Genomic DNA, 20,772 nt, shown 5'->3' with positions numbered 1-20,772 from the left:
TGGAGTCACTCGATATGAGCATTTCCGCAATCAACGTCCGTAATCAGTTCAAAGGCAAGGTCAAGGAAATCATCCGCGGACCGGTAGTGTCCGAAGTCGATGTCGATACGCCGTTCGGTATCGTTACCTCGGTGATCACGACGCGTTCGGTCGACGAGCTCGATCTCAAGGTCGGCTCGGAAGTGGTGGCGCTGGTGAAGTCGACGGAGGTGTCGATCGCGCGCCTGTGAGCGTGCCGGGTGCGCCTTGGGCGCATGCCTGATGCCGCCGCCGGGATGGAGCCTTGCCGCCGCGTTATTTCGCGTCGGCGGCGCTGGCGGGCGGCGAATGCGTCATCTTGTCGTGTGTCGGTTTGGGCGGGCGCTTGACCGGCATGTGATCGGGATTCGCCGGATTGGTCGTGCCGGACGCCTCCGGCGGTTTCACCATCGAAGCGCCGCCATCTCCAGGCGGTGTTTGCGCGAACACCGGTCCTCCTGCGACCGTGACTGCCGCGAGCGCGCCAAGCGCTGCGAGCAATGCGGATTGGCTCGGTTTCATCGGATCCTCCGTGGCTGACAACGTGCTCTTGCTTGAGCCTCATCTGGTCAGGTTCGTTCCGGCTGCGGTCCAGTTTTCCGGACTGCCGCTATTGAACCGCTCCATTCCCGGTAGACCGCCATCCGCGCGGAAAATTCGTCGCTATTGTCTTGGCCGTTACTTCTTTTCTCTTCGATGGTCCGCGGCCCTGGATCGCGCCTCACTGCTGTGCGTGCCAGGACCGGCTGTCCCCTTGTGCTGAACCGGCTCGAATCAACCGGCGCACGCGCGCTTTACTTGCTGTTCGGGCACGGAAAGGCCGCCTGAAGCGAGCGCAGGATGGCGAGGCCGACCGGGAAATCGTCGGAAAGCCCCGGATGGTTGGTGAAAAACTCGTCGAGCAGCGGATACACCGTTTGCGGGCCAATGGGCAGTTTTTCCGGCGGGCAGAAGAGTGGGGCGCGCTTCTTCGATATCAGATCGCCATTGGCCCATCCCAGCTCGTTGAGCGCCCCGGTGACATAGGCCGCATAGATCGAGTTGTTGTCGACGTGTCCCCACTTCTTGTATTGGTCCGCCGTCATCTCGGCGCTCGCATTAAGCGTGAAACATGCTGTGAGCAAAGCCAGCGCGAGGGTTCGTATTCTGAACTGCATGGGTGCATCCTCATACCTTACTGATTAGCCGGCTATTGTAGGGCAGGCGGCGAATCGGCAGCGGATTGGCCGGCTGGGTGAAGCGGCTGCGGGTCCGGCCGGATAAAAAAAGCCCACCAGGGGAAGTGGGCCGCAAAGATGATGAGAGACAACATCCTCTTGGGAAGAGGAATGGCCAGTGTAGGGCCGTCGGCGGGAAATCGTGTTTCAGGGCGGATTACTTGCCTTACGGTATCTAACGGTAGGATTGGATGCTGATGTGGGGCGTTGGGCGGCGGGGCTGGATGCATGCCTGACGTGTATATAGGAATCCTTATTGATTGTAGCGAGCGCCGATGACAGTACGGATGTCGCGCATCTCTGGATTGCGGCGGACGCGTCGGCTGCGACGTGACGGGGAGCGCCAGTCGGGATGTCACACGCGGGTCGGTCTGTCAGGAACGGTACTTGCTGTTCGCCTGATAGGGTCTAACCAGGACGCGTTCGCAGTACACAGGACGTGAAATCGAATGAAGCAGAGGGGAGGAGTAAATGCGCAAACGCGTGATGAGTGGCTTGCTGGCCGGCACGGTCGGGCTGTCGATGTTGCCCGGCGTGGTGTTCGCCCAGTCTCAGGCATACACCAATAGTCCCGTGAATCTCTATGCGGGACCCGCGGACGATTATCCCGCCGTGTCGCAACTTCCTCCGGGCGCACCGGTCACCGTGATGGGTTGCGTCAGCGGCTATACGTGGTGCGATGTGGCGTTGCCGGACCAGCGCGGCTGGGTCTATGCAGGCAATCTCAGCTATCCATACCAGGGCAGCAATGTGCCTATCCTCGATTACGGAACGGTGATTGGGCTGCCCGTCGTGACTTTCTCGCTTGGCGCGTACTGGGGCAGCCATTATCGTGGACGCCCCTGGTATAACAATCAGGAACATTGGGCGCATCACCCACCGCCGCCGCCCGGACGCGGTGGTCCGCCGCCGGGGCATGGTGGAGTGCCTGAGCATGGTGGTCCTGGGCCAGAACACGGCGGCCCGCCCCCGGGACATGGCGGTCCGCCGCCGGGAGGGGAACATCCTCCACAGCGGAATTCCGGTCAACCGCCGGGACATGGTGGTCCGCCGCAGCAGGAGCGTGGCGCACCACCGCAGCAACACGGCGGTCCCCCGCAGCAGGAACGTGCTGCCGCCCCGCAGCAACATGGCGGCCCGCCGCAACAGGAGCATGGCGGGCCTGCGCAACATGGAGCGCCGCAGGAGCATGGCGGCGGAGGCGGTGGGCATGAGGGTGGACATGAAGGCGGGCACGACGAGCATAAGTGACGTGCTAGTTGCGCTGTGAGATAGCGGGGGCGGCAGGAACTGCCGTCCTCGCTTGAAGGGAGCGCGTCGGAGATCAAGCGATCACGACGCTTCAAGGCACACGTGCGTGCAATGAAATGGCAGGCGCGAAGCTGGACGCGAATTAATTCATTGCGGAGCTTCGAACTTTAAATGCACGAACTGGAATGGGGAGTTACTGCAGAACTGCTTGGGGAGTAATGGGGTGGCTGATGGGACTCGAACCCACGACGACAGGAATCACAATCCTGGACTCTACCAACTGAGCTACAGCCACCACTGGAACATCTTCTTGGCTCGCCGTGAATTGGCTTGCCGATCAAGAAGCGAGATTATACAAACATGATTTGCGTTTGCCTAGCCCTTTATTCAAAGATTTCGGCCGGCTCACGCAGATGCTGTCTCGCTTCGTCAAAAATGGCGAGATCGCGCGTCGCCAGTTTTTTGTTGTCGGAGAGCACGCGCCGCCATCCGCGCGCGCCGGCGGCTCCACGGTAAAGTCCGAGCGCGTGACGGGTAATCGAACCGAGGAACGTGCCGCGTTCGAGCTCAGCCGCACAGTATTCGATCAGCTTCGCTTCGACCTGTTCGCGCGTCGGCGGTGTTTGTGTCGAGCCGTAGAAGCGCGCATCGACTTCGGCCAGCACATACGGGTTGTGATACGCCTCGCGTCCGAGCATCACACCGTCGACGTGCTGCAGATGTTGTTCGACTTCATCGAGTGTCTTGATGCCGCCGTTGATGATGATTTCGAGTTGCGGAAAGTCGCGTTTCAACTGATAGGCGAACTCGTATTTGAGCGGCGGGATCTCGCGATTCTCTTTCGGGCTGAGGCCCTTCAGAATCGCGTTGCGCGCGTGCACGATGAACACGTCGCAACCAGCTTCCGCAATCGTGCCGACGAAATCGCGCACGAAGCTGTACTCTTCGACCGCGTCGACACCGATCCGATGCTTCACCGTCACCGGCACCGACACCGCGTCGCGCATCGCCTTGACGCAATCGGCGACGAGTTGCGGTTCGTTCATCAGGCAGGCGCCGAATGCGCCGCGCTGCACCCGTTCCGACGGGCAGCCGCAATTCAGGTTGATCTCGTCATAGCCCCACTGCTCGCCGAGTTTGGCCGAGCGGGCGAGGTCGTCGGGTTCGCTGCCGCCCAGTTGCAGGGCAACCGGCGCTTCGTCGGGCGTGAACGCCAGGTGGCGGGGCACGTCGCCATGCAGAAGGGCGCCGGTCGTCACCATCTCCGTGTACAGCCACGTATGGCGCGAGATCGCGCGATGCAGAGACCGGCAGTGACGATCGGTCCAGTCCATCATCGGGGCAACCGAGACGCGGCGGGGATTGGCAGGAAGTGCGAGGGACATGAGAACGGCCGGCGGCGTGAATCAAACCGCGATTTTACAGCAAGCGGGCGGGTAATCCTGGTAAGCCCTTGGCGAGCCGCCAGTGGCTCTATTAGAAGAAGAAACGCAGGTCCAAAGAGAGACGGGGACAAAAAAGAGAACGGGACAAAAACGCCTGATCTATGGCGCGCATCAAACCCTCGCGCCACTATCTCCCGGCCATATGACAAATAAAAGAAGGGCCATAACGAAAACTTGCGGCACCCCCACTTAACCTGTCTCGACCCCATTGTTTTCCGCACCGCACAAGGCGCTCGGGGATTGTTTCTGCCACGGGAAAAGTAATTTCGGATTATCGATACAAATTCTCGATAGTAAGGGAATACACTGATTCACATCAGCGTTGCAGACAAACCCGAAATGCCCCTGTCGCGACGTCTTCCTGAACCGAAGTCCGAAACGCTCATTGGAGTCATCATGAAGAACACGCTTCTTGCCGCCTTGCTGGTTGCCGCCTCTGCCACGCTCGCCGCTCCCGCATTCGCTAGCGGCTACGGCCCGGCGCCGTTCTACCGTCCTAACGTTGGCGCTCCGGCGTCGCAACAAGGCCAAAGCGCTCAGACCGTGGCTGCTGAACGTGCCGCTGCCGATCAAAACGCCTACGGTGGCGTGAATGGTACGTCGTCGCAGTCGGGTTCGCATCGCGCTGCGAGCAACCAGCAAGCGCAGTAATCGCAGCGACCGAATTACCCGGGGCGTCGTCCTTTAACGCCCGGTGGGAAAACGCCGGACCGTGCAGAACATAATCTGCATTGTCTGGCGTTTTTCGTTTGCGCGCGGTGACTGAATGCCTAAAGTTTCCAAGGCAGCGAGGGTGCGCCTAAATCGTCCAAGGCACGCGCTGCGTGATTACCGCTTTTTCAATCGCAATCGCCAGACAAATACTGCCTGCCATGACAGGTAATCTCGACTTCGCCTCCCGGCGCTTCTACAACTAAATCCTGTTCGAGCAACTCCGCGATGACGGCAGGCGAGAGCGGTGGCGCAAGCTGCCCGACACCGACTTCGTTCAGGCGTCGCAATGCCTCGATGGCTTCGGGACTCAATGACTTCGACATGGCCGTCTCCGTCGGGTGGCTCAATTATCGTAGCACTTTGCGTCGTCGCGGCTTAAACGGCATGACTCGATGATCCGAAACCGCGCACCTTTCCATTTCTTACGCATTATCTCAAGATGTAACGATCGGTGAAATTTGGAAATCAAGTTGCGGCGCATTCCTGCTAAGTTCGGCCTCAACGTTTATTTACAGTGTCCGGCGCATATGCGCCGCGCGCGGTTTTTTTCAGTTTTTGTCACGACTTCTGGCCGTCCATGACGCAAGACACACAGCCGACAACCGCGGACGAGTGGTTCGCCCTCGGCAACGCCTGCGCCCAACGCGGCGAACATCAGACGGCACTCGACTGCTTTGAGCGGGTTCTCCTCGAGCGGCCCGCGGACCCCGGCGTCTACAACAATCTCGGCTCGACGCTGGTGCGGATGGAACGGTTTCCGGAGGCGCTCACGCGCTACCGGCAAGCGGAAGCGCTCGATCCCGACAACGCGGACATCCATCACAACATCGGCTGGATCCTGGAGCAGACGCATCAGCTCGAAGAGGCAGTGGCGGAGTACCGGCGCGCGGTGCAGTTCGGTGCGCTGGTGGACGGCTCGTACAACAATATGGCGAACTGCCTGCAATCGCTCGGACGTTTCGACGAGGCGCACGAAGCCTATCGCCGTGCCATCGAAATCGCGCCGCAGAGCATGCTGTATTACCGCAATTTCGTGCAGTCGAAGCGCATGACGCTCGACGATCCCTGTTTCGTCGCCATGGAAAAACTGGCCCAGGATGCCGAGTCGCTCACGCCGGACAATCAGGCGCAGTTGCATTTCGCCATGGGTTACGCGCTGGCCGATCTCGGCCAGAACGACCGCTCGTTCGAGCATCTGCTGAAAGGCAATGCCCTGCATCGCCGCAGCATCAACTACAACGAGCCGATGACGCTGGGCCTGTTCGGCCAGCTTCCGCAGTTGTTGAGCGCCGATGTGCTGAAGGCAAAGCACGGCCTGGGCGATCCGTCCGAGTCGCCGGTTTTCATTGTCGGGATGCCGCGTTCCGGCTCGACGCTGATCGAGCAGATTCTGGCGAGCCATCCACAGGTGTTCGGCGCGGGCGAGCGTCCCGATTTCGGCAAGGCGCTGGTGGGGTCGCTTGCGCGCGACAACACGGACCCGGTCAGGCTCAGCTTCGATGCGATGCAAAACGCGACCGCGGCGCAACTGGCGCCGCTCGGCGCGGACTATCTGCGGCGCATCGGCATCGAAGTCCGGAATGCGGACAGCTATCGGCGCATCACCGACAAGTACCCGTTCAATTTCATCAACATCGGCCTGATCCATCTGGCGCTGCCGAATGCGCGTTTTATCCATAGCCGCCGTTCGCCGGTGGAAGTGTGCCTGTCGATCTACTCGCGGATTTTCCAGGACGTGCCGTTCGGCTACGACCTGGGCGAGCTGGGCCGCTATTACCGCGCTTACGATCAATTGATGGCGCATTGGCGCGAAGCCTTGCCCGAGGGCGTGATGATCGACGTGCAATACGAGGACCTCGTCGACGATCTCGAAGGCAACGTGCGTCGCATGCTGGCGCACTGCGGGCTCGACTGGGACGAGCGGTGTCTTTCGTTTCATCAAACCGAGCGGCAGGTCAATACCGCCAGTGCGTCGCAGGTGCGCAAGCCGCTGTTTCGCACCTCTCTGGAACGCTGGCGTCCGGCGGCGGAACTGCTTCAGCCGCTCTACGATGGGCTTGGACCGGAGCTACTTGAGGCCGAACGCAAGCGTGCCGCCGCTTAGGGGCGTGCAATTCAGGGGCATGCAATTTAGCGGTGTGCAATAAGTCCATGCAATAAGCCCATGCAATACGCGGGCAAGCGCCTGCACGACACGTCGCGCGGCTCTCCAAACCCGCGCAAAAAGTTTCCCTCTTCGGTTCGTTTCCGCTATACCTTTCGACAATTCAAACGAGGGGAAGGTAACGGGGCGATGCCAATACTGTCCATCAGCAAGACCAGGCTCAAGGTCGAGACCGTCATCTGGGTAGCCGATCTGGCCGGTACGTTCGTCTTCGCGGTCGAGGGAGCGGTCAGCGCGATGCATGGCGGTCTCGATCTGCTCGGCGTCATGGTGGTGTCGTTCGTCGCCGCGCTGGGCGGCGGCGTGATTCGCGATCTGCTGCTCGGCGCCACGCCGCCGAGCGCCATCCGCGATTGGCGTTATCCGGCGCTGACGTTCACGGCCGGTCTGCTGACGTTCCTGTTCCATTCGCTGGCGCAGCCGGTTCCCGACCTGCTGGTCACCGTCGCGGATGCGGCCGGGCTGGCGCTCTTCGCGGTGGCCGGTGTCGAGAAAGCGCTGCTCTTCGAGATCCGGCCGTTCGTGGCGATGCTAATGGGCACGATCACCGGCGTAGGAGGCGGCGTGATCCGCGACATCCTGCTGGCGCGCGTGCCGCTCGTGCTGCGCGCCGACATCTATGCAACGGCGGCGTTTTTTGGCGCGCTGGTGGTGATCGTCGCGCGCCGCGCCGGCCTGCCGCCCGGCTGGGCGGCGTTCGTCGGCGGCCTCGCGTGTTTCGCGCTACGGATGATGGCGGTGGTGTTCGGCTGGCATCTGCCGAAAGCGGTGCTCAACTAAGGCTGCAGCTAAACCGCGCCACGCGGAACCCGGCGACACGAATCATCACCGTGGCCCGTTTGAGAGCCGGCCTGCGCGCCGCGCGGTGTGATGCGAAACCGCTCCGGCGTCGACGGCTTGCGTGATTGTGATAGCCGTCGCCGCGAGCGAAGAACTGATGTTTTTGATCTCGGGGATGAGCCTGGCTCAACTTCGGGTTTGTACGAGGCGGCGTGGGGAGGCGGAATGCGCGGGCAGAAAACCAAGGCGAGACAAACGCCGCTGGCCGCATTGAGCGGCCATCATGGACGGAGAGCAACGCGGACGAAACCGCTCACGCGGACCCAAGCGACCCGAGCCGCTCTGGAAAATCGCCCGCGTCGTCGGCGCTCAGAACGGTTTGTAAGGCAGGAACTTGCCGTCCAGCGTGATGACGGCGCGCGAGCCGCCTTCGGGGTCGTCCACCTTCTTGATGTCCAGCTTGAAATTCACTGCACTGATGATGCCGTCGCCGAACTGCTCATGCACGAGCGCCTTCAGCGTCGTGCCGTAGACCTGCACGATCTCGTAGAAGCGGTAGACGGTCGGGTCGACCGGGATGGCTTCGGCGAGGCTGCCGCGCATCGGCACGGCTTGCAGCAGACGGATCGCGTCGTCGTCGAGTTCAAGCCGCTTGCCGACGATGGCGGCCGCGTCGGCGGGCAACGCGTGCTGGCCGAGCAGGGCCGCCGTCACGTAGGCGAGGCTCAAGCCCGTGCCATCGGCGAGTGCCTGCCAGGAGAGGTTTTTACGCAGCTTGGCGTCGATGATGTCGTCGGTCAGTTGCAGGCGGGCTTCCTGGCTTACTTGCGAATGCAGCATGGTGGATCCTTTCGTGGGTTGGGGTAGTCGGGTGGGCAGCGGGCAGGGGTTGGGCTATTTGCTCGCCACGCCGTCGGCAGCAGGGCGGTCGACATGGGTGCGCAGCGCGCAGGCGTCCGGATGCTCCGCGAGCGAAACGAAACGGGGCGGATTCGCGGCGCCGTCGATCGCGTCGACCGCGCCGTTCTCGATGTCATAGACCCAGCCATGCAGATTCAGCTTGCCCTGCGACAGCGCGACGGCCACCGACGGATGAGTCTTGATGTTGGCCAGTTGCGCCTCGACGTTGTCGCGCACCAGCGCGTTCAGGCGCGCCTGCGGCGACGCATGGGTGCGGGCCGCGTTCACAGCCTTGGCTGAATCGGCATGGCGCAGCCACGCGGCCACCGCGGGCAGATGATCGAGGCACATGCAGGTCGAGATCGCCGTCATCGCGCCGCAGTCCGAATGTCCGCAGATCACGATGTCCGTCACGCCCAGCACCGCCACCGCGTATTCGACGGTCGCCGATACGCCGCCCGGCTCCGGTCCGTAGGACGGCACGATATTGCCGGCATTGCGGATCACGAACATGTCGCCGGGTTCGTGTTGTGTCAGCAGCTCCGGCACCACCCGGCTGTCCGAGCAGGTGACGAACAGCACGCCCGGGTTCTGGCTGTTGGCGAGGCGCTTGAAGAGCGCGGAATGGGCGGGGAAAACTTCCCGCTGAAACTTCAGAAACCCGTTGATGATGTTCTGCATGAGCGTCTCTCCCGGCGTGAGCCAATAACGAAAGGATGAACCGATTTAACTATAGGGTCCAAGACCAGATTATGATGGATCCAATAAGACATACCTATAGTTGAGTCGTCATGTTGCTACGGCATATCCGCTATCTGCAGGCGGTCGCAGAACATCAGAACTTCACGCGCGCCGCCGAGGCGCTGCACGTGTCGCAGCCCACGCTCTCGCAGCAGATCCGGCAGCTGGAAGACCTGCTGCAGGTGCAACTGCTCGACCGCTCGGGCCGCACGGTGCGTCTGACGGATGCGGGCGACGCCTATCTGCGCCACGCCCGGCGCGCCTTGCAGGATCTCGATGCGGGCCGCCGCGCGATTCACGACGTGCAGGACCTGAGCCGCGGCACGCTGCGCCTGGCCGTCACGCCGACCTTCACGGCCTATCTGATCGGCCCGTTGCTGGCGCGTTTTAACGAGCTTTATCCGAGCATCATGGTGAGCCTGGAGGAAACCACCCAGGACCGCATCGAAGCGGCGCTCGCTGCCGATCAACTCGATATCGGCATCGCCTTCGACGAAATCCGTTCGCCGGATATCGAAACCGAAGCGCTGTTTGTCGAGACCCTGAGCCTCGTGGTAGGCGCGGCGCATCGCTGCGCGACGCAGACGGCGCCGCTGGCCGTGCGGGAAGTGGAGCGGGAATCGCTGGTGCTGTTAAGCGGCGAGTTTGCGACGCGCCGCTATATCGACCTGTATTGCCGGCAACAGCGCATCGCGCCGCGCGTGGCAATCGAGGTGAATTCACTGAGTGCCGTGGTGGAGATCGTGCGGCGCGGACAACTTGTCACCGTATTGCCGGATGCGATTGCGCGCGAGCACGAAGGTTTGCATCCGGTTGCATTGAAGCCGGCCTTGCCGCATCGAACGGCGGCCTTGCTGCGGCGTAGCGGCGCTTACCGGAGTGCCGCATGCGCCGCGTTCGCGGCGCTCGCCGGCGAGTTTAGCGGCTCGCGCTGATCGCCGGCAGCAGATGCAGCGAGTGATGCAACATGGGATAAACACAGACGAGGAACGCGGCATAGACGGCGGCCATGGTTACGCCGGCCGCTGTGCCCCATACGTCGCGTGATGCTGGACCCTGGCGGAAATGCACCGGCAGGCCCACGGCGATATAACCGACCACGAAAAACGTGATTACCGCCGAGATGGGCGACATGTCGTGGCCGATGTATTCCAGTAGATGAATGAGGCTGGGATAGTTCATGGAGGCAGACGAGATCTGCAGAGAAAAACTGATCAGGTGCTGCCGATTACAACCGATGGACCCGCACGGGTCAAGCGTGAAAAAGTTAGTTTTTTTTACAGCGTGAATAGCCGTTCGATAAACACGTCCCACAGCTTTCACTTTGTATTGCTTTAGTGATCCGATTGTCGACCGATTTTAGAGAACTGAAAGCCTGAAGCCCATCCAGCAAAGGATTGACGGTTAGTCGCTCCCTTTTATTACGTGCCGTTACTCAACGTTTTCGCAGGGGTTCGATTAATGACGAAAGGCCGTTGTGATCAATCTCATGCATGAGCGCAATCAGTTGTCCGATTTCGCCTGGCGGAAAACCTTGGCTCGCAAACCAGTTGAGATAGTGTCCCGGTAAATCCGCGATCAGGCGGCCTTTATATTTTCCGTAAGGCATTTCGCGGGTGACCAGTAATTCAAGGTGTTCGGGATTCATCGCCTGAGTCGAAGAGGGTGTCGTTGCGGGTGGCCGGACGCGGCGCGTGTACGCATTCTAGCTGCCATGCAGACGCCGCGCGCCCATGGTAACTTCGAGGCTTTTCGATTGTTGAACCAACGGGACGAGTGCGATGGAATACCGCAAGCTAGGCGACAGCGATGTCGAGGTCAGTCTGATCGGCCTTGGAACCATGACCTGGGGCGAGCAGAACACCGAGCAGGAAGCGCATGAACAGATCGACTACGCGCTCGATCAGGGCGTCACGTTAATCGATGCCGCCGAGATGTATCCGGTGCCGCCGCGCCCCGAAACCCAGGGCGCCACCGAACGTTTTATCGGCACATGGCTCGCTCAGCATCGCAGCGCCCGCGAGAAAATCGTGCTGGCCACCAAGATCGCCGGTCCGGCGCGCCAGCCGCACAATCCGCGCCATATTCGCGGCGAGGGCAATCAGTTCGACCGCAAGAATCTGACCGAGGCGCTCAACGACAGCCTCAAGCGCCTGCAGACCGAATACGTCGATCTGTATCAGTTGCATTGGCCCGATCGCAGCACCATGACGTTTGGCCGTCCCGCGTATCCGTGGGTCGAGGATGCGTACACGGTGCCGATCGAAGAGACGCTCGCGGTGCTCGCCGAATTCGTGAAGGAAGGCAAGATCCGCCATATCGGCGTGTCGAACGAAACGCCTTGGGGTGTCGCGCAGTTTCTGCGCGCCGCGGAGAAGCTCGGCTTGCCGCGCATCGTCAGCATCCAGAATCCGTATAGCTTGCTGAACCGTACCTTCGAAGCGGGTCTGTCGGAATACAGCCATCGCGACGGTATTGGTCTGCTGGCTTATTCGCCGCTCGCGTTCGGCTGGCTGTCGGGCAAGTACGAGGGCGGTGCGCGTCCCGAGGGTGCCCGCATCACGCTGTTCGAACGTTTTGCGCGCTACAGCAAGCCGCAGGCGGTGCAGGCCACCAGCCGCTATGTCGAACTCGCGAAGAAGCATGGCCTGTCGCCCGCGCAATTCGCGCTGGCCTTTGTCAATAGCCGGCCGTTCGTCACCAGCAACCTGATCGGGGCGACGTCGCTCGCGCAATTGAAGGAGAACATTGCGAGCGCGGACGTGAAACTGTCGCCGGAAGTGCTGGCGGAGATCGACGCATTGCATGAGCTTCAGCCGAATCCTGCGCCCTGAGCGGGTTTAGTCAGTCAGTTTGCTTGAGTGGTCAACAGGCGGGCCCGGTTGGATGTCGTCAACCGGGCCCGCGTGCGTTGAAGCGGCGCAAATTCGCCCCATGCGATAATTCAGCTTATCCGCTGACTTCATCCCGGCTATTTCATTCGAAATCGGCCTTTCCTTGCGCGTTGCCCAATTGAAAAACCTGCTGGTGCCCCTCGATCAACTGACGCGATTCGACGAGATCGTGGACGTGCGCACGCCGCTCGAATTTGCCGAAGATCATCTTCCGGGCGCCATCAACGCGCCGGTGCTGAGCAACGAGGAACGGGTGATTGTCGGCACCATGTACAAGCAGGTGTCGCCGTTCGAGGCGACGCGGGTCGGCGCGGCGATGGTGGCGCGCAATATCGCCGAGCATCTCGAGACCACCTTTGCCGGCCGGCCGCGCAACTGGCGTCCGCTGATCTATTGCTGGCGCGGCGGCAAGCGCTCCGGTTCGATGACGACCTGGCTCAACCTGATCGGCTGGCAGGCGCGCCAACTCGATGGCGGCTACAAGAGTTATCGCGGTTCCGTGGTCGAGGCGCTCGGCACGCTGCCGGGCCAGTTCGATTATGTGGCCCTGACCGGCCATACCGGCAGCGGCAAAACCCGGCTGTTGCAGGCGCTGCGCGCAGCGGGCGCACAGGTGCTCGATCTGGAGGAGTTGGCCTGCCATCGCGGCTCGCTGCTCGGCGCGCTGCCGGACCGGCCGCAGCCGGCGCAAAAAGCCTTCGATACGGCGCTGATCGGCGTGCTGTCCGGCTTCGACGCGCGACGGCCGGTGTTCGTCGAGGCGGAAAGCCGGCGGATTGGCGCGATCACCTTGCCGCAGTCGCTGCTCGAGCGGTTTCATGGCGGCGCGTGCGTCGAGGTGGAGACCACCCAGGCCGACCGCATCGCGTTCCTGCTGCAGGACTACGCCCATCTGTTCGACAACCCGCACTCGTTCAAGCAGCAACTCGAACGTCTGATCGGCCTGCATAGCCGTGAGCAGGTCAAGCACTGGCAGACATTGATCGACGCGGGCAGTGCCGGCGACGCGGTAGCGCGTGCCAAACTGTTCGGCGAACTGATCGAACGGCACTACGATCCGGCGTATCTGCGCAGCAGCCGGCAGCATTTCAGCCGCCTCGGCGAGGCGTTGCGCTTCGCCTTCAGGCCGAACGCGGCCGATAGCGTCGGGCAGGCCGTGGAACTGCTGGCGAGCCTCGCGCAAGCCGACGGGAAGCCGGATCAGAGCGCGCTGGGCGGCAACGGCGGCGCTAGATCATTCGCAGCCGGCACATCACAACCGGTTACGGGGACGGCGCGCGCCGCGACTACTGCTGTCAAGGCCGCCGCGCCTCACGCGTCCCCCGCGTCCACTGACTCACCCACCGACGCGCCCGCCCGTCCGGTTCCTGTCAAACCGCAGTAATCTCTCGCTGCACAGTCTTCGTTCAAACCAAAACACACCATAACGATGAACACCACACGCCAGACTCAACCCGCTTCCGGATGGCTGATTTTTCTGCTGGTCGCCGTCGCAGGACTCTTCTATGTGAAGTGGTTTCCGTACTACCACCGGGCATTCACGGCGGCAGCGACGCATTCGATCGGCAAATCGATCCTGATGGGCACCGATGCGAGCCCGCCCGCGCCGTCGCTGGCGGCCGCCCTTGGTTACGCCGTCGCCTACGGCAAGGCGATCTGGCAGGCGATGGTGCTGGGTCTGGTGCTCGGCTCGGCGGTGCAGGTGCTGCTGCCGGTGCAATGGATCGCCCGCGTGCTCGGCAAGACCAGCTTTGGCAGCGTCGCGGCCGGCGGCCTGCTGGCGATCCCCGGCATGATGTGTACCTGCTGCGCCGCGCCGGTCGTGGTGGGCTTGCGGCAGCGGCAGGCGTCGCCCGGCAGCGCGATTGCCTTCTGGCTCGGCAACTCCGTGCTCAATCCGGCCACGCTGGTGTTCATGGGCTTCGTGCTCGGCTGGAACTGGGCGGCGCTGCGTCTCGTGCTGGGCGTGCTGATGGTGTTCGGCCTAGGCTATCTGGTGAACCGGCTCGTCACCCCGCAGGAGGCCGAGGCCGCCAACGGCCAACTGGCGCAACTGGCCTCGTTGCAGGAGCAGGCGCGCGGCAATGCCTTCGTGCGCTGGCTGAACCTCTTTGCGCGCATGGCGCTGCGTCTGATTCCGGAATACATCGTGCTGATCCTGTTGCTCGGCGCCGCCCGCGCGTGGCTGTTTCCGCACGTCGGCCCGGAGATCGGCAACCAGCTCGGCTGGATCGTCGCGCTGGCGGTCGCCGGCATGCTGTTCGTGATCCCCACCGCGGGCGAAGTGCCGATCATCCAGGCCATGCTTTCGCTCGGCATGGGCGTCGGTCCCGCCGGCGCGTTGCTGATGACGCTGCCGCCGATCAGCGTGCCGTCGCTGGCCATGCTGGCGCGCTCGTTCCGGCCGCGTCTCTTGACGATAGTGGCCGTGTCGGTGGTGCTGTTTGGGGTGGTGAGCGGCGCGCTGGCCGTGGTACTCGGCTTCTGAAGCCGCCTGAGTCACCTCGGCCGCCTGCGGCCTTAACCACGTTGCGCGATAAATCCCGCTGTCAGTTGTCGAATCACGACCTAAACTGAGGAACTGGGGGCGTCGGGATCGAACCTCGGTCAGGTTCGATGCGGCTGGGATGCCCACCAGTGGTACGATTCAGCCCGAAAAAAATCACAAGCGGCGTGCCCTCAGGCGACCTGCGTGGAACGTGGGCCATCCGGGTGCGGCAGACGAGATGGGCGTGGGCGAGCCGCCGCATACACTCGAGCGAAAGCAATCAGGAAATCGAATGGCGCAACAAAAAACCAATCCGAAACTCGAACAGGCGCTGACGCGTGGGGACCTCGCGATCCGCCAGGCGAACTCGGCGCGTGCCACGGCGCTGCTGCGCGCGCTGGGCAAAATGATCATCGACGCTTCGGCGACCATCGGCGTGGAAGCCTTCACGCTGATTTCCGACGGCGACCGCATTTACGATCCCGCCGACGGCCTGTGGCCCCAGGAACTGCTGGTTTCGCTCGACGGCCCGGTGGAAGAGTCCGATCCCGACGAAGTCCGCACCGTGCGTCTGATTGCCGACGACCCGGGCACCCTGTTTCGCGTCGAATGGCAGCGCGCCGACGGCAAGATCGGCCGTCAGGAGGGCGGCCCGTTCGCGACGGTCGCGTTCATTTCCGACGTCGACATTCCGTGGACGGATGACGAAGACTGAGCTTTGAGTTTTGATCCGTCGCCGCCTGGATTGCCTGCCACGCGGCCGGCGACCCTTAGCGCATCATCCGGCGCCGGAACAGCACGGCCGCGATGCAGAACGGCACCACCACATAGGCGACCAGCACGGCGACGTGCAGCGCCACGTGATCGAGCGGCCGGCCGAGCATGGCGGGCCGGATCAGACCGACGGCATGCGCGAGCGGCAGCAATTGCGTGATGTGCTGGGCGATGGGCGGCAATTGCGCAAGCGGAAAGAATACGCCGGACAGCAGCAGCATCGGCGTGAGCGCGAGCGTCTGATAAAACATGAAGAAATCATATGATGGCGCGAGCGCCGTCACGATCATCGCCACGCTCGCGAATGCGAGCCCGGTCAGCGCGATGACGGGCAGCGCCAGCAGCATCGACGGGAAGCTGGCGTAACCGAGCGCCCCGGCCACCAGCATGATCGCCACGCCGGACAGCATCGATTTGCTGCCGGCCCACACTACCTCGCCGAGCACGATGTCACCGAGCGTGAGCGGCGTGTGCATGATCGCCTCCCACGTGCGCTGCACGTGCATGCGCGAAAAACCCGAATACATCGACTCGAAACTCGCCGACATCATCACGCTGGACGCGACCGTACCCGCGGCGAGGAAGGCGATATACGACACGCCGTCGACATGGCCGACCATCAGGCCGAGCCCGAAGCCGAGACCAAACAGATAGATCATCGGGTCAGCGAGGTTGCCGAACATCGACGCCATCGCCAGCTTGCGCCACACCAGATAGTTGCGCCGCCACACGGCGATCCAGTTGACCGCATTGGCGGGCAGGGCGGCGAACGGCGCGCTTGCCGGGGCGGCCTGGCCGGGGGTGTCGTAGGTACGTGCGTCCATGGCGGGTCGGGTTGGGTGGGTTTGCGGGTGTGTGTCAATCTGGCGTTGGCGGCTGATGCAGGGGCTTAATCCTGCATCTCGCGGCCGGTGAGCCGCAGAAACACGTCTTCGAGATTGGCCGGCCGGTGCAGGTAACGCACGCCACGCTGCCTGAGGCGCGCATGCAGCGGTTCCGCGTTCGTGACATAGCAGAACAGCGTTTCGCCGCTGATCTCCGTGCGTTCCGCGAGCGGCGCCAGTTCGTCGCGCAAGGCGAGCGGATCGGGGCCATAAATTTCGATCACGTCGCAGCCGATCTCCGAGGCAATCAGTTCATTCGGACCGCCTTCGGCAATCTTGCGCCCTTCCTCGATCACGCACAGACGGTGACAAAGCCGCTCGGCTTCTTCCATGAAATGCGTGGTCAGCAGAATGGTTTTGCCGCGCGCGAGCAGCGAGCGCAGCCGCTCCCAGATCAGATGGCGCGCTTGCGGATCGAGTCCGGTAGTGGGCTCGTCCATGATCAGCACGTCCGGATCGTTGACGAGTGCGCGCGCCAGCGTCAGGCGCCGCTTCATGCCGCCGGACAGTTCACCGACCCGCGCATCCGCCTTGCTCTCCAGGCGAGCGAATTCGAGCAGCGACGGCACCATCGCGCGGGTCTGCGCCGCGCTCAGGCCGAAGTAGCGGCCGAACACTTGCAGGTTTTCGCGCACGGTGAAGTCCGGATCGAGATTGTCGAACTGCGGTACGACGCCGACGCGCGCCCGCGCGAAGCGCGAACGTGCCGGAATCGGCTCGCCGCACAGACGGATCGTGCCGGCGTCCGGCGCGGCAATGCCGAGCAGCATGCGCAGCGTGGTGGTCTTGCCCGCGCCGTTCGGGCCGAGCAGGCCGAAGCACTCGCCCGGCTGCACCTGGAACGACAGGCCGTCGACGACGGTCTTGCCGGCATAGTGCTTATGGACCTGCAAAAATTCGATGGCTGCTTCAGACATGTTCGTCAGGGATTCCGAAAGACGTGAACGGCCGCTACGGCTGCCCATTCTAGGGCATTGGCGCCGTGCTGTTGGCGGCCTGTGCACTGCCGGGGTGCGCGGTTCCGCGCTGCCGCGTGATGGGCGCGGCGGGCGTCATGGGGCGTCATGTACTAAGCGCCTGGCTGGTACGGGGTTATCGCGCAGTTATCGTTTTCCATCCCTTGCAAGCGGAATTGCGGCGCACCATGATTCAGAACAGGGCCGCGATTAACGCGGCAGGGAGAACGAGATGGCGAGCTACCAGAAAATCCTCTTGTGCTACGACGGCTCGCGCGAAGGCCGCAAGGCGCTGCGCTGCGGCGCGGATCTGGCGCTGGATCTGAAGGCGCAAACGCATTTGTTATCCGTGGTCGATATGCGCTCGAGCATCGCGCAAAGCGCCGGACTCCTTACCGATGTGGCCTGCGGCAGCTTCGAAAAGACGGCCCGCGACATCCTCCAGGAAGGCGTCGACTGGCTCACCGAGCGTGGCGTGACCGCGCAAGGCCACTTTGCGTTCGGCCATCCGATCGACGAAATCGCCAATCTCGCCAACGAGCTGCAGGTGGATCTCGTGGTCGTGGGTCACCGCTGCCGCACCGGCCTGTCGCGCTGGTGGATGGGCGCGGGCAATACGCCTTTGCTCGACCGGATCTCGTGCAGCATCCTGGTGGCGTGTTCGTCGGTGCAGGAGCAGCAGGAAGCGGCGGCCGCGGCCTGACTGCGGGGCATCGCCAATCGCCGTCAATCCGCGGCTTCAGTCTGTGTTCAGATCGACGGCGGCCAGCTTCCAGGTAAATAGCCCTTCGCGCCGCAAGATGGCGGCATAGCGCGCGTCGCCGACGCCATGCTGGTACGTCACGGCGAATTCGTTGATGCCGCGATAGCCGGCCGTGGTCTCGGGCGGTTGCGGCGGCGCTGCGGTTCCCGCCGTAGTGGCCGCCGGGGCGGGCGCTGGCGCTGGATTCGCGGCGCCTGCTGGCGGTGCATTGCCACCGGCGCTCTGCGGCGCGCCGGGCGGGCGCTGCCGGAGATCGCCGCGCGGCGGCATGCCGTTCAGCAGCGCGGCCACGCCATCCGGCGTTGCATACGCGTCCACCAGGGGGCCAATCAAGGCCGGACCGCAGCCGCGGGAAAACGATCCCGCAACCGTCCCGTGATCCCCACGCTTGTGCCCTTATTCGAACAGCGCGTTCTGCGCACCCGCGCGCTCTTCAGCGATGCAGCGGTCGATCATACGGCACACCGCATCCACCGTGCCGACCATGATGAGGCGCGACGGGCCGTGGTAGACGCGCACCGGCGCACGCCGCGCCGGCTCGGCCGTATTGAGTCCGGAATTCAGCGACACCCGGGCGAAAGCCGGCAGCGCCGACGGCAAGGTGGCGGTTCCCGGCGCTTCGACGTCGAACAACGAAGCCGTGGCACTGGACGCCTCGATAGGTGCGCAAGGCACGAGGCTGCGCAGATGGCGCAGACGACCGAACTGGCGGAAGGGCAACAGGCGGGCAAGGCGTTCCATGAGTCTCTCCAGGCTTTTTATTCAGGGGCGAGGCAGGGTTCAGAACTCGGTGGGGCGGATCAGCCCCACCGCGATGCCTTCCAGTGCGAACTCCGCACTGCCGGCCTGAACGAAGATGTTTTCGTAATCGGGATTCTCGGCAATCAGCTCGATGCCATTCGGCCGCCGCTTGAGACGCTTCACGGTGACGTCGTCACCCAGCCGCGCAACGATGATCTGGCCGTCCTTGGCCTCGCTTTTCTTCTGTACGGCCAGCAGGTCGCCGTCGAAAATGCCGGCGTCCCGCATGGACAGGCCACGCACCTTCAGCAGGTAGTCCGGCTTGCTCGAGAACAGGGCCGGGTCGCAGGCGTAGTGCTGCGAGATGTGTTCCTGCGCGAGGATTGGGCTACCCGCGGCCACCCGGCCGATTAGCGGCAGGGACAACTGCATGATGCTGGCGTGCGGCAACGTGAACTGATGCGGCGCGTCGTCATTACCGGCCAGCAGCAGCCGGATGCCGCGCGAGGCGCCCGCGGCGAGTTCGATCACGCCTTTGCGGGCCAGCGCCCGCAGGTGCTCCTCTGCCGAGTTGGCCGAGCTGAAGCCCAGTTCGGCGGCGATCTCCGCGCGGGTGGGCGGAAAACCGGTGCGTTCGATTGCCCGGCGGATCAGATCGAAAACCTCTTGCTGTCGTGCGGTGAGTTTGGTCATGGCGCCACTGTATGGATAGACAGGTGACTGTATTTTTATACAGTATTCGGCGCAATTCAAGCATTACTTTAAGTTCGTGACCTTGGGTGTCGCCGCAGCGCCATCTGGCGGCGTCAAAACAGCCGTTTTCGTGCCACCGCTCCTTGTCCGGCTGTCATTACCACTTTTAGGTATTAAAGAATGAATAAACATTATTTTTAATGATGAAAGCGCTTCGATAGACTGAGCCCCACTTGGCACAACACCACGGGACGCAATTCGTCCCCAGCAACCACGACGCGGAGAAAGTGGATGACCATTCAGGGCACGGGGCTCGCAGGCAAGACCAGAAAATTCATTACGGTGCTGGCGCTCGGCGCCGCAGCCTCGCTCGGCCTTGCGGCCCAGGCGGCGGCAGCGGATCCCACGCTGCTCAACGTTTCCTATGACCCGACCCGCGAGCTGTACCAGCAGGTCAACCAGGCCTTCGGCAAACAATGGAAGGCGCAGACCGGCGAGACGGTGACCTTCAAGCAGTCGCACGGCGGCTCGGGCGCCCAGGCGCGCTCGGTGCTGGACGGCTTGCAGGCGGACGTCGTCACGCTGGCGCTCGCTTACGACATCGATGCGCTCGCCAGCAAGGGCATCGTCGACAAGAACTGGCAAAAGCGTCTGCCGGACAACGCCGCGCCGTACACCTCGACCATCGTGTTCCTCGTGCGCAAGGGCAATCCGAAGCACATCAAGGACTGGGACGACCTGGTGAAGCCGGGCGTCTCGATCGTCACGCCGAACCCGAAGACCTCGGGCGGCGCGCGCTGGAACTATCTGGCCGCGTGGGCCTATGCGGAGCATCAGCCGGGCGGCAACGACCAGAAGGCCAGGGATTTCGTCTCGAAGCTCTATAAGAATGCCGGCGTGCTCGACTCGGGCGCGCGCGGCGCGACCACCAGCTTCGTGCAACGCGGTATCGGCGACGTGCTGATTGCGTGGGAAAACGAAGCCTTCCTGTCGCTGAAGGAATTCGGTCCCGACAAGTTCGAGATCGTGGTGCCGTCGGTGAGCATTCTGGCCGAGCCGCCCGTGTCGGTGGTTGACAAGGTGGTGGACAGGCACGGCACGCGCAAGCTCGCCGAGGCCTATCTGAACTTCCTGTATAGCGAGCAGGGCCAGGAAATCGCCGCGGAGAACTTCTACCGTCCGCGTTCGGACAAGGTGCCGGCCGCGCTCACCGCGAAGTTTCCGAAGCTGAAGCTGTACACGGTGGACGACACCTTCGGCGGCTGGGCGAATGCGCAGAAGACCCACTTCGCGGATGGCGGCGTGTTCGATTCGATCTACTCGCCGCAGTGACGCCTGGCGGGCGCAAT

Annotated in this window: 24 protein-coding genes, 1 tRNA gene and 1 pseudogene; 12 read left to right on the top strand and 14 right to left on the bottom strand. The window is 63.0% G+C overall.

Annotated features, from left to right (window positions below; translation table 11 throughout):
- Positions 1-14 precede the first annotated feature (14 nt).
- Positions 15-230, top strand: a complete 216-nt coding sequence (locus FQ755_RS10705) for a molybdopterin-binding protein (protein ID WP_011488137.1) — start codon at positions 15-17, stop codon at positions 228-230.
- A 64-nt stretch (positions 231-294) separates the two neighbouring features.
- On the opposite strand, the gene FQ755_RS10700 is transcribed toward FQ755_RS10705, so the two are convergent.
- Positions 295-540 (bottom strand): hypothetical protein, encoded by a 246-nt coding sequence (locus FQ755_RS10700; protein WP_144153865.1) that lies wholly within the window; start codon positions 538-540, stop codon positions 295-297.
- Positions 541-812: 272 nt separating this feature from the next.
- The gene (locus tag FQ755_RS10695) at positions 813-1,175 is read right to left on the bottom strand and encodes a hypothetical protein (protein ID WP_144153863.1); all 363 of its coding nucleotides are present in this window, start codon (positions 1,173-1,175) and stop codon (positions 813-815) included.
- 531 nt (positions 1,176-1,706) lie between these two features.
- Between FQ755_RS10695 and FQ755_RS10690 the strand changes: the two genes are divergently transcribed.
- A complete protein-coding gene (locus FQ755_RS10690; RefSeq protein ID WP_144153861.1) occupies positions 1,707-2,486 on the top strand; it encodes an SH3 domain-containing protein in 780 nt (259 codons plus the stop codon).
- Between the two features lie 219 nt (positions 2,487-2,705).
- On the opposite strand, the gene FQ755_RS10685 is transcribed toward FQ755_RS10690, so the two are convergent.
- A tRNA-His gene (locus tag FQ755_RS10685) sits at positions 2,706-2,781 on the bottom strand.
- A gap of 88 nt (positions 2,782-2,869) precedes the next feature.
- A complete protein-coding gene (gene dusA / locus FQ755_RS10680; RefSeq protein ID WP_144153859.1) occupies positions 2,870-3,871 on the bottom strand; it encodes a tRNA dihydrouridine(20/20a) synthase DusA in 1,002 nt (333 codons plus the stop codon).
- A 456-nt stretch (positions 3,872-4,327) separates the two neighbouring features.
- On the opposite strand from dusA, the gene FQ755_RS10675 reads away from it, so the two are divergent.
- Positions 4,328-4,582 carry a hypothetical protein gene (locus FQ755_RS10675; RefSeq protein ID WP_144153857.1) on the top strand — a complete coding sequence of 85 codons (255 nt, stop codon included), beginning with the start codon at positions 4,328-4,330 and terminating at the stop codon, positions 4,580-4,582.
- Positions 4,583-4,770: 188 nt separating this feature from the next.
- On the opposite strand, the gene FQ755_RS10670 is transcribed toward FQ755_RS10675, so the two are convergent.
- Positions 4,771-4,968, bottom strand: coding sequence for a hypothetical protein (locus tag FQ755_RS10670; protein WP_144153855.1), 198 nt, complete (start codon positions 4,966-4,968; stop codon positions 4,771-4,773).
- 254 nt (positions 4,969-5,222) lie between these two features.
- On the opposite strand from FQ755_RS10670, the gene FQ755_RS10665 reads away from it, so the two are divergent.
- Together FQ755_RS10665 and FQ755_RS10660 are read left to right on the top strand one after the other, a co-directional pair.
- Complete coding sequence (locus FQ755_RS10665) at positions 5,223-6,749, top strand: tetratricopeptide repeat-containing sulfotransferase family protein (protein WP_144153853.1); 1,527 nt, start codon at positions 5,223-5,225, stop codon at positions 6,747-6,749.
- Between the two features lie 189 nt (positions 6,750-6,938).
- Positions 6,939-7,589, top strand: coding sequence for a trimeric intracellular cation channel family protein (locus FQ755_RS10660; protein WP_144153851.1), 651 nt, complete (start codon positions 6,939-6,941; stop codon positions 7,587-7,589).
- 369 nt (positions 7,590-7,958) lie between these two features.
- On the opposite strand, the gene cynS is transcribed toward FQ755_RS10660, so the two are convergent.
- Together cynS and FQ755_RS10650 are read right to left on the bottom strand one after the other, a co-directional pair.
- A complete protein-coding gene (cynS, locus tag FQ755_RS10655) occupies positions 7,959-8,429 on the bottom strand; it encodes a cyanase (RefSeq protein WP_144153849.1) in 471 nt (156 codons plus the stop codon).
- A gap of 54 nt (positions 8,430-8,483) precedes the next feature.
- A complete protein-coding gene (locus FQ755_RS10650; protein ID WP_144153847.1) occupies positions 8,484-9,170 on the bottom strand; it encodes a carbonic anhydrase in 687 nt (228 codons plus the stop codon).
- Between the two features lie 110 nt (positions 9,171-9,280).
- Between FQ755_RS10650 and cynR the strand changes: the two genes are divergently transcribed.
- A complete protein-coding gene (gene cynR, locus FQ755_RS10645; RefSeq protein ID WP_144153845.1) occupies positions 9,281-10,165 on the top strand; it encodes a transcriptional regulator CynR in 885 nt (294 codons plus the stop codon).
- Here the strand turns inward: cynR and FQ755_RS10640 are convergent.
- Both FQ755_RS10640 and FQ755_RS10635 read right to left on the bottom strand, forming a co-directional pair.
- Positions 10,149-10,412: a hypothetical protein gene (locus FQ755_RS10640; protein WP_144153843.1), complete on the bottom strand. Its 264-nt coding sequence runs from the start codon at positions 10,410-10,412 to the stop codon at positions 10,149-10,151. The two genes, cynR and FQ755_RS10640, sit on opposite strands and share 17 nt — an antisense overlap.
- 253 nt (positions 10,413-10,665) lie before the next feature.
- Positions 10,666-10,878, bottom strand: a complete 213-nt coding sequence (locus tag FQ755_RS10635) for a DUF3820 family protein (protein ID WP_144153841.1) — start codon at positions 10,876-10,878, stop codon at positions 10,666-10,668.
- Positions 10,879-11,011: 133 nt separating this feature from the next.
- Here FQ755_RS10635 and FQ755_RS10630 point away from each other — a divergent pair, with 133 nt between their 5' ends.
- From FQ755_RS10630 to FQ755_RS10615, 4 genes are all read left to right on the top strand, one after another.
- On the top strand, positions 11,012-12,064 hold the full coding sequence (locus FQ755_RS10630; protein ID WP_144153839.1) for an NADP(H)-dependent aldo-keto reductase: 1,053 nt from the start codon (positions 11,012-11,014) through the stop codon (positions 12,062-12,064).
- A 178-nt stretch (positions 12,065-12,242) separates the two neighbouring features.
- On the top strand, positions 12,243-13,508 hold the full coding sequence (mnmH, locus tag FQ755_RS10625) for a tRNA 2-selenouridine(34) synthase MnmH (protein ID WP_144153837.1): 1,266 nt from the start codon (positions 12,243-12,245) through the stop codon (positions 13,506-13,508).
- Between the two features lie 45 nt (positions 13,509-13,553).
- Entirely contained in the window at positions 13,554-14,612 is a 1,059-nt protein-coding gene (locus tag FQ755_RS10620; RefSeq protein WP_144153835.1) for a permease, read from the top strand.
- Between the two features lie 292 nt (positions 14,613-14,904).
- A complete protein-coding gene (locus tag FQ755_RS10615) occupies positions 14,905-15,327 on the top strand; it encodes a hypothetical protein (RefSeq protein WP_144153833.1) in 423 nt (140 codons plus the stop codon).
- 55 nt (positions 15,328-15,382) lie between these two features.
- Here FQ755_RS10615 and FQ755_RS10610 read toward each other — a convergent pair whose 3' ends face one another.
- Positions 15,383-16,210 (bottom strand): ABC transporter permease, encoded by an 828-nt coding sequence (locus FQ755_RS10610; RefSeq protein WP_144153831.1) that lies wholly within the window; start codon positions 16,208-16,210, stop codon positions 15,383-15,385.
- A gap of 65 nt (positions 16,211-16,275) precedes the next feature.
- Positions 16,276-17,235: a nodulation factor ABC transporter ATP-binding protein NodI gene (gene nodI / locus FQ755_RS10605; protein ID WP_260858481.1), complete on the bottom strand. Its 960-nt coding sequence runs from the start codon at positions 17,233-17,235 to the stop codon at positions 16,276-16,278.
- A gap of 223 nt (positions 17,236-17,458) precedes the next feature.
- Here nodI and FQ755_RS10600 point away from each other — a divergent pair, with 223 nt between their 5' ends.
- Positions 17,459-17,929, top strand: coding sequence for a universal stress protein (locus FQ755_RS10600; protein WP_144153827.1), 471 nt, complete (start codon positions 17,459-17,461; stop codon positions 17,927-17,929).
- Positions 17,930-17,965: 36 nt separating this feature from the next.
- On the opposite strand, the pseudogene FQ755_RS10595 reads toward FQ755_RS10600, so the two are convergent.
- The 3 genes and pseudogenes from FQ755_RS10595 to lexA form a co-directional block, all read right to left on the bottom strand.
- Positions 17,966-18,331 (bottom strand): annotated as a pseudogene (locus tag FQ755_RS10595) (hypothetical protein); the annotation flags it as partial.
- 54 nt (positions 18,332-18,385) lie between these two features.
- Positions 18,386-18,730, bottom strand: coding sequence for a hypothetical protein (locus FQ755_RS10590; protein WP_144153825.1), 345 nt, complete (start codon positions 18,728-18,730; stop codon positions 18,386-18,388).
- 39 nt (positions 18,731-18,769) lie between these two features.
- The gene (gene lexA, locus FQ755_RS10585) at positions 18,770-19,423 is read right to left on the bottom strand and encodes a transcriptional repressor LexA (protein WP_144153823.1); all 654 of its coding nucleotides are present in this window, start codon (positions 19,421-19,423) and stop codon (positions 18,770-18,772) included.
- A 291-nt stretch (positions 19,424-19,714) separates the two neighbouring features.
- Here lexA and FQ755_RS10580 point away from each other — a divergent pair, with 291 nt between their 5' ends.
- The gene (locus tag FQ755_RS10580) at positions 19,715-20,755 is read left to right on the top strand and encodes a sulfate ABC transporter substrate-binding protein (protein WP_144153821.1); all 1,041 of its coding nucleotides are present in this window, start codon (positions 19,715-19,717) and stop codon (positions 20,753-20,755) included.
- Positions 20,756-20,772 lie beyond the last annotated feature (17 nt).

It is taken from the genome of Paraburkholderia sp. BCC1885 (assembly GCF_900996235.1).
Taxonomy (GTDB): Bacteria; Pseudomonadota; Gammaproteobacteria; order Burkholderiales; family Burkholderiaceae; genus Paraburkholderia.
This window is presented reverse-complemented; position numbering and strand designations above follow the sequence as displayed.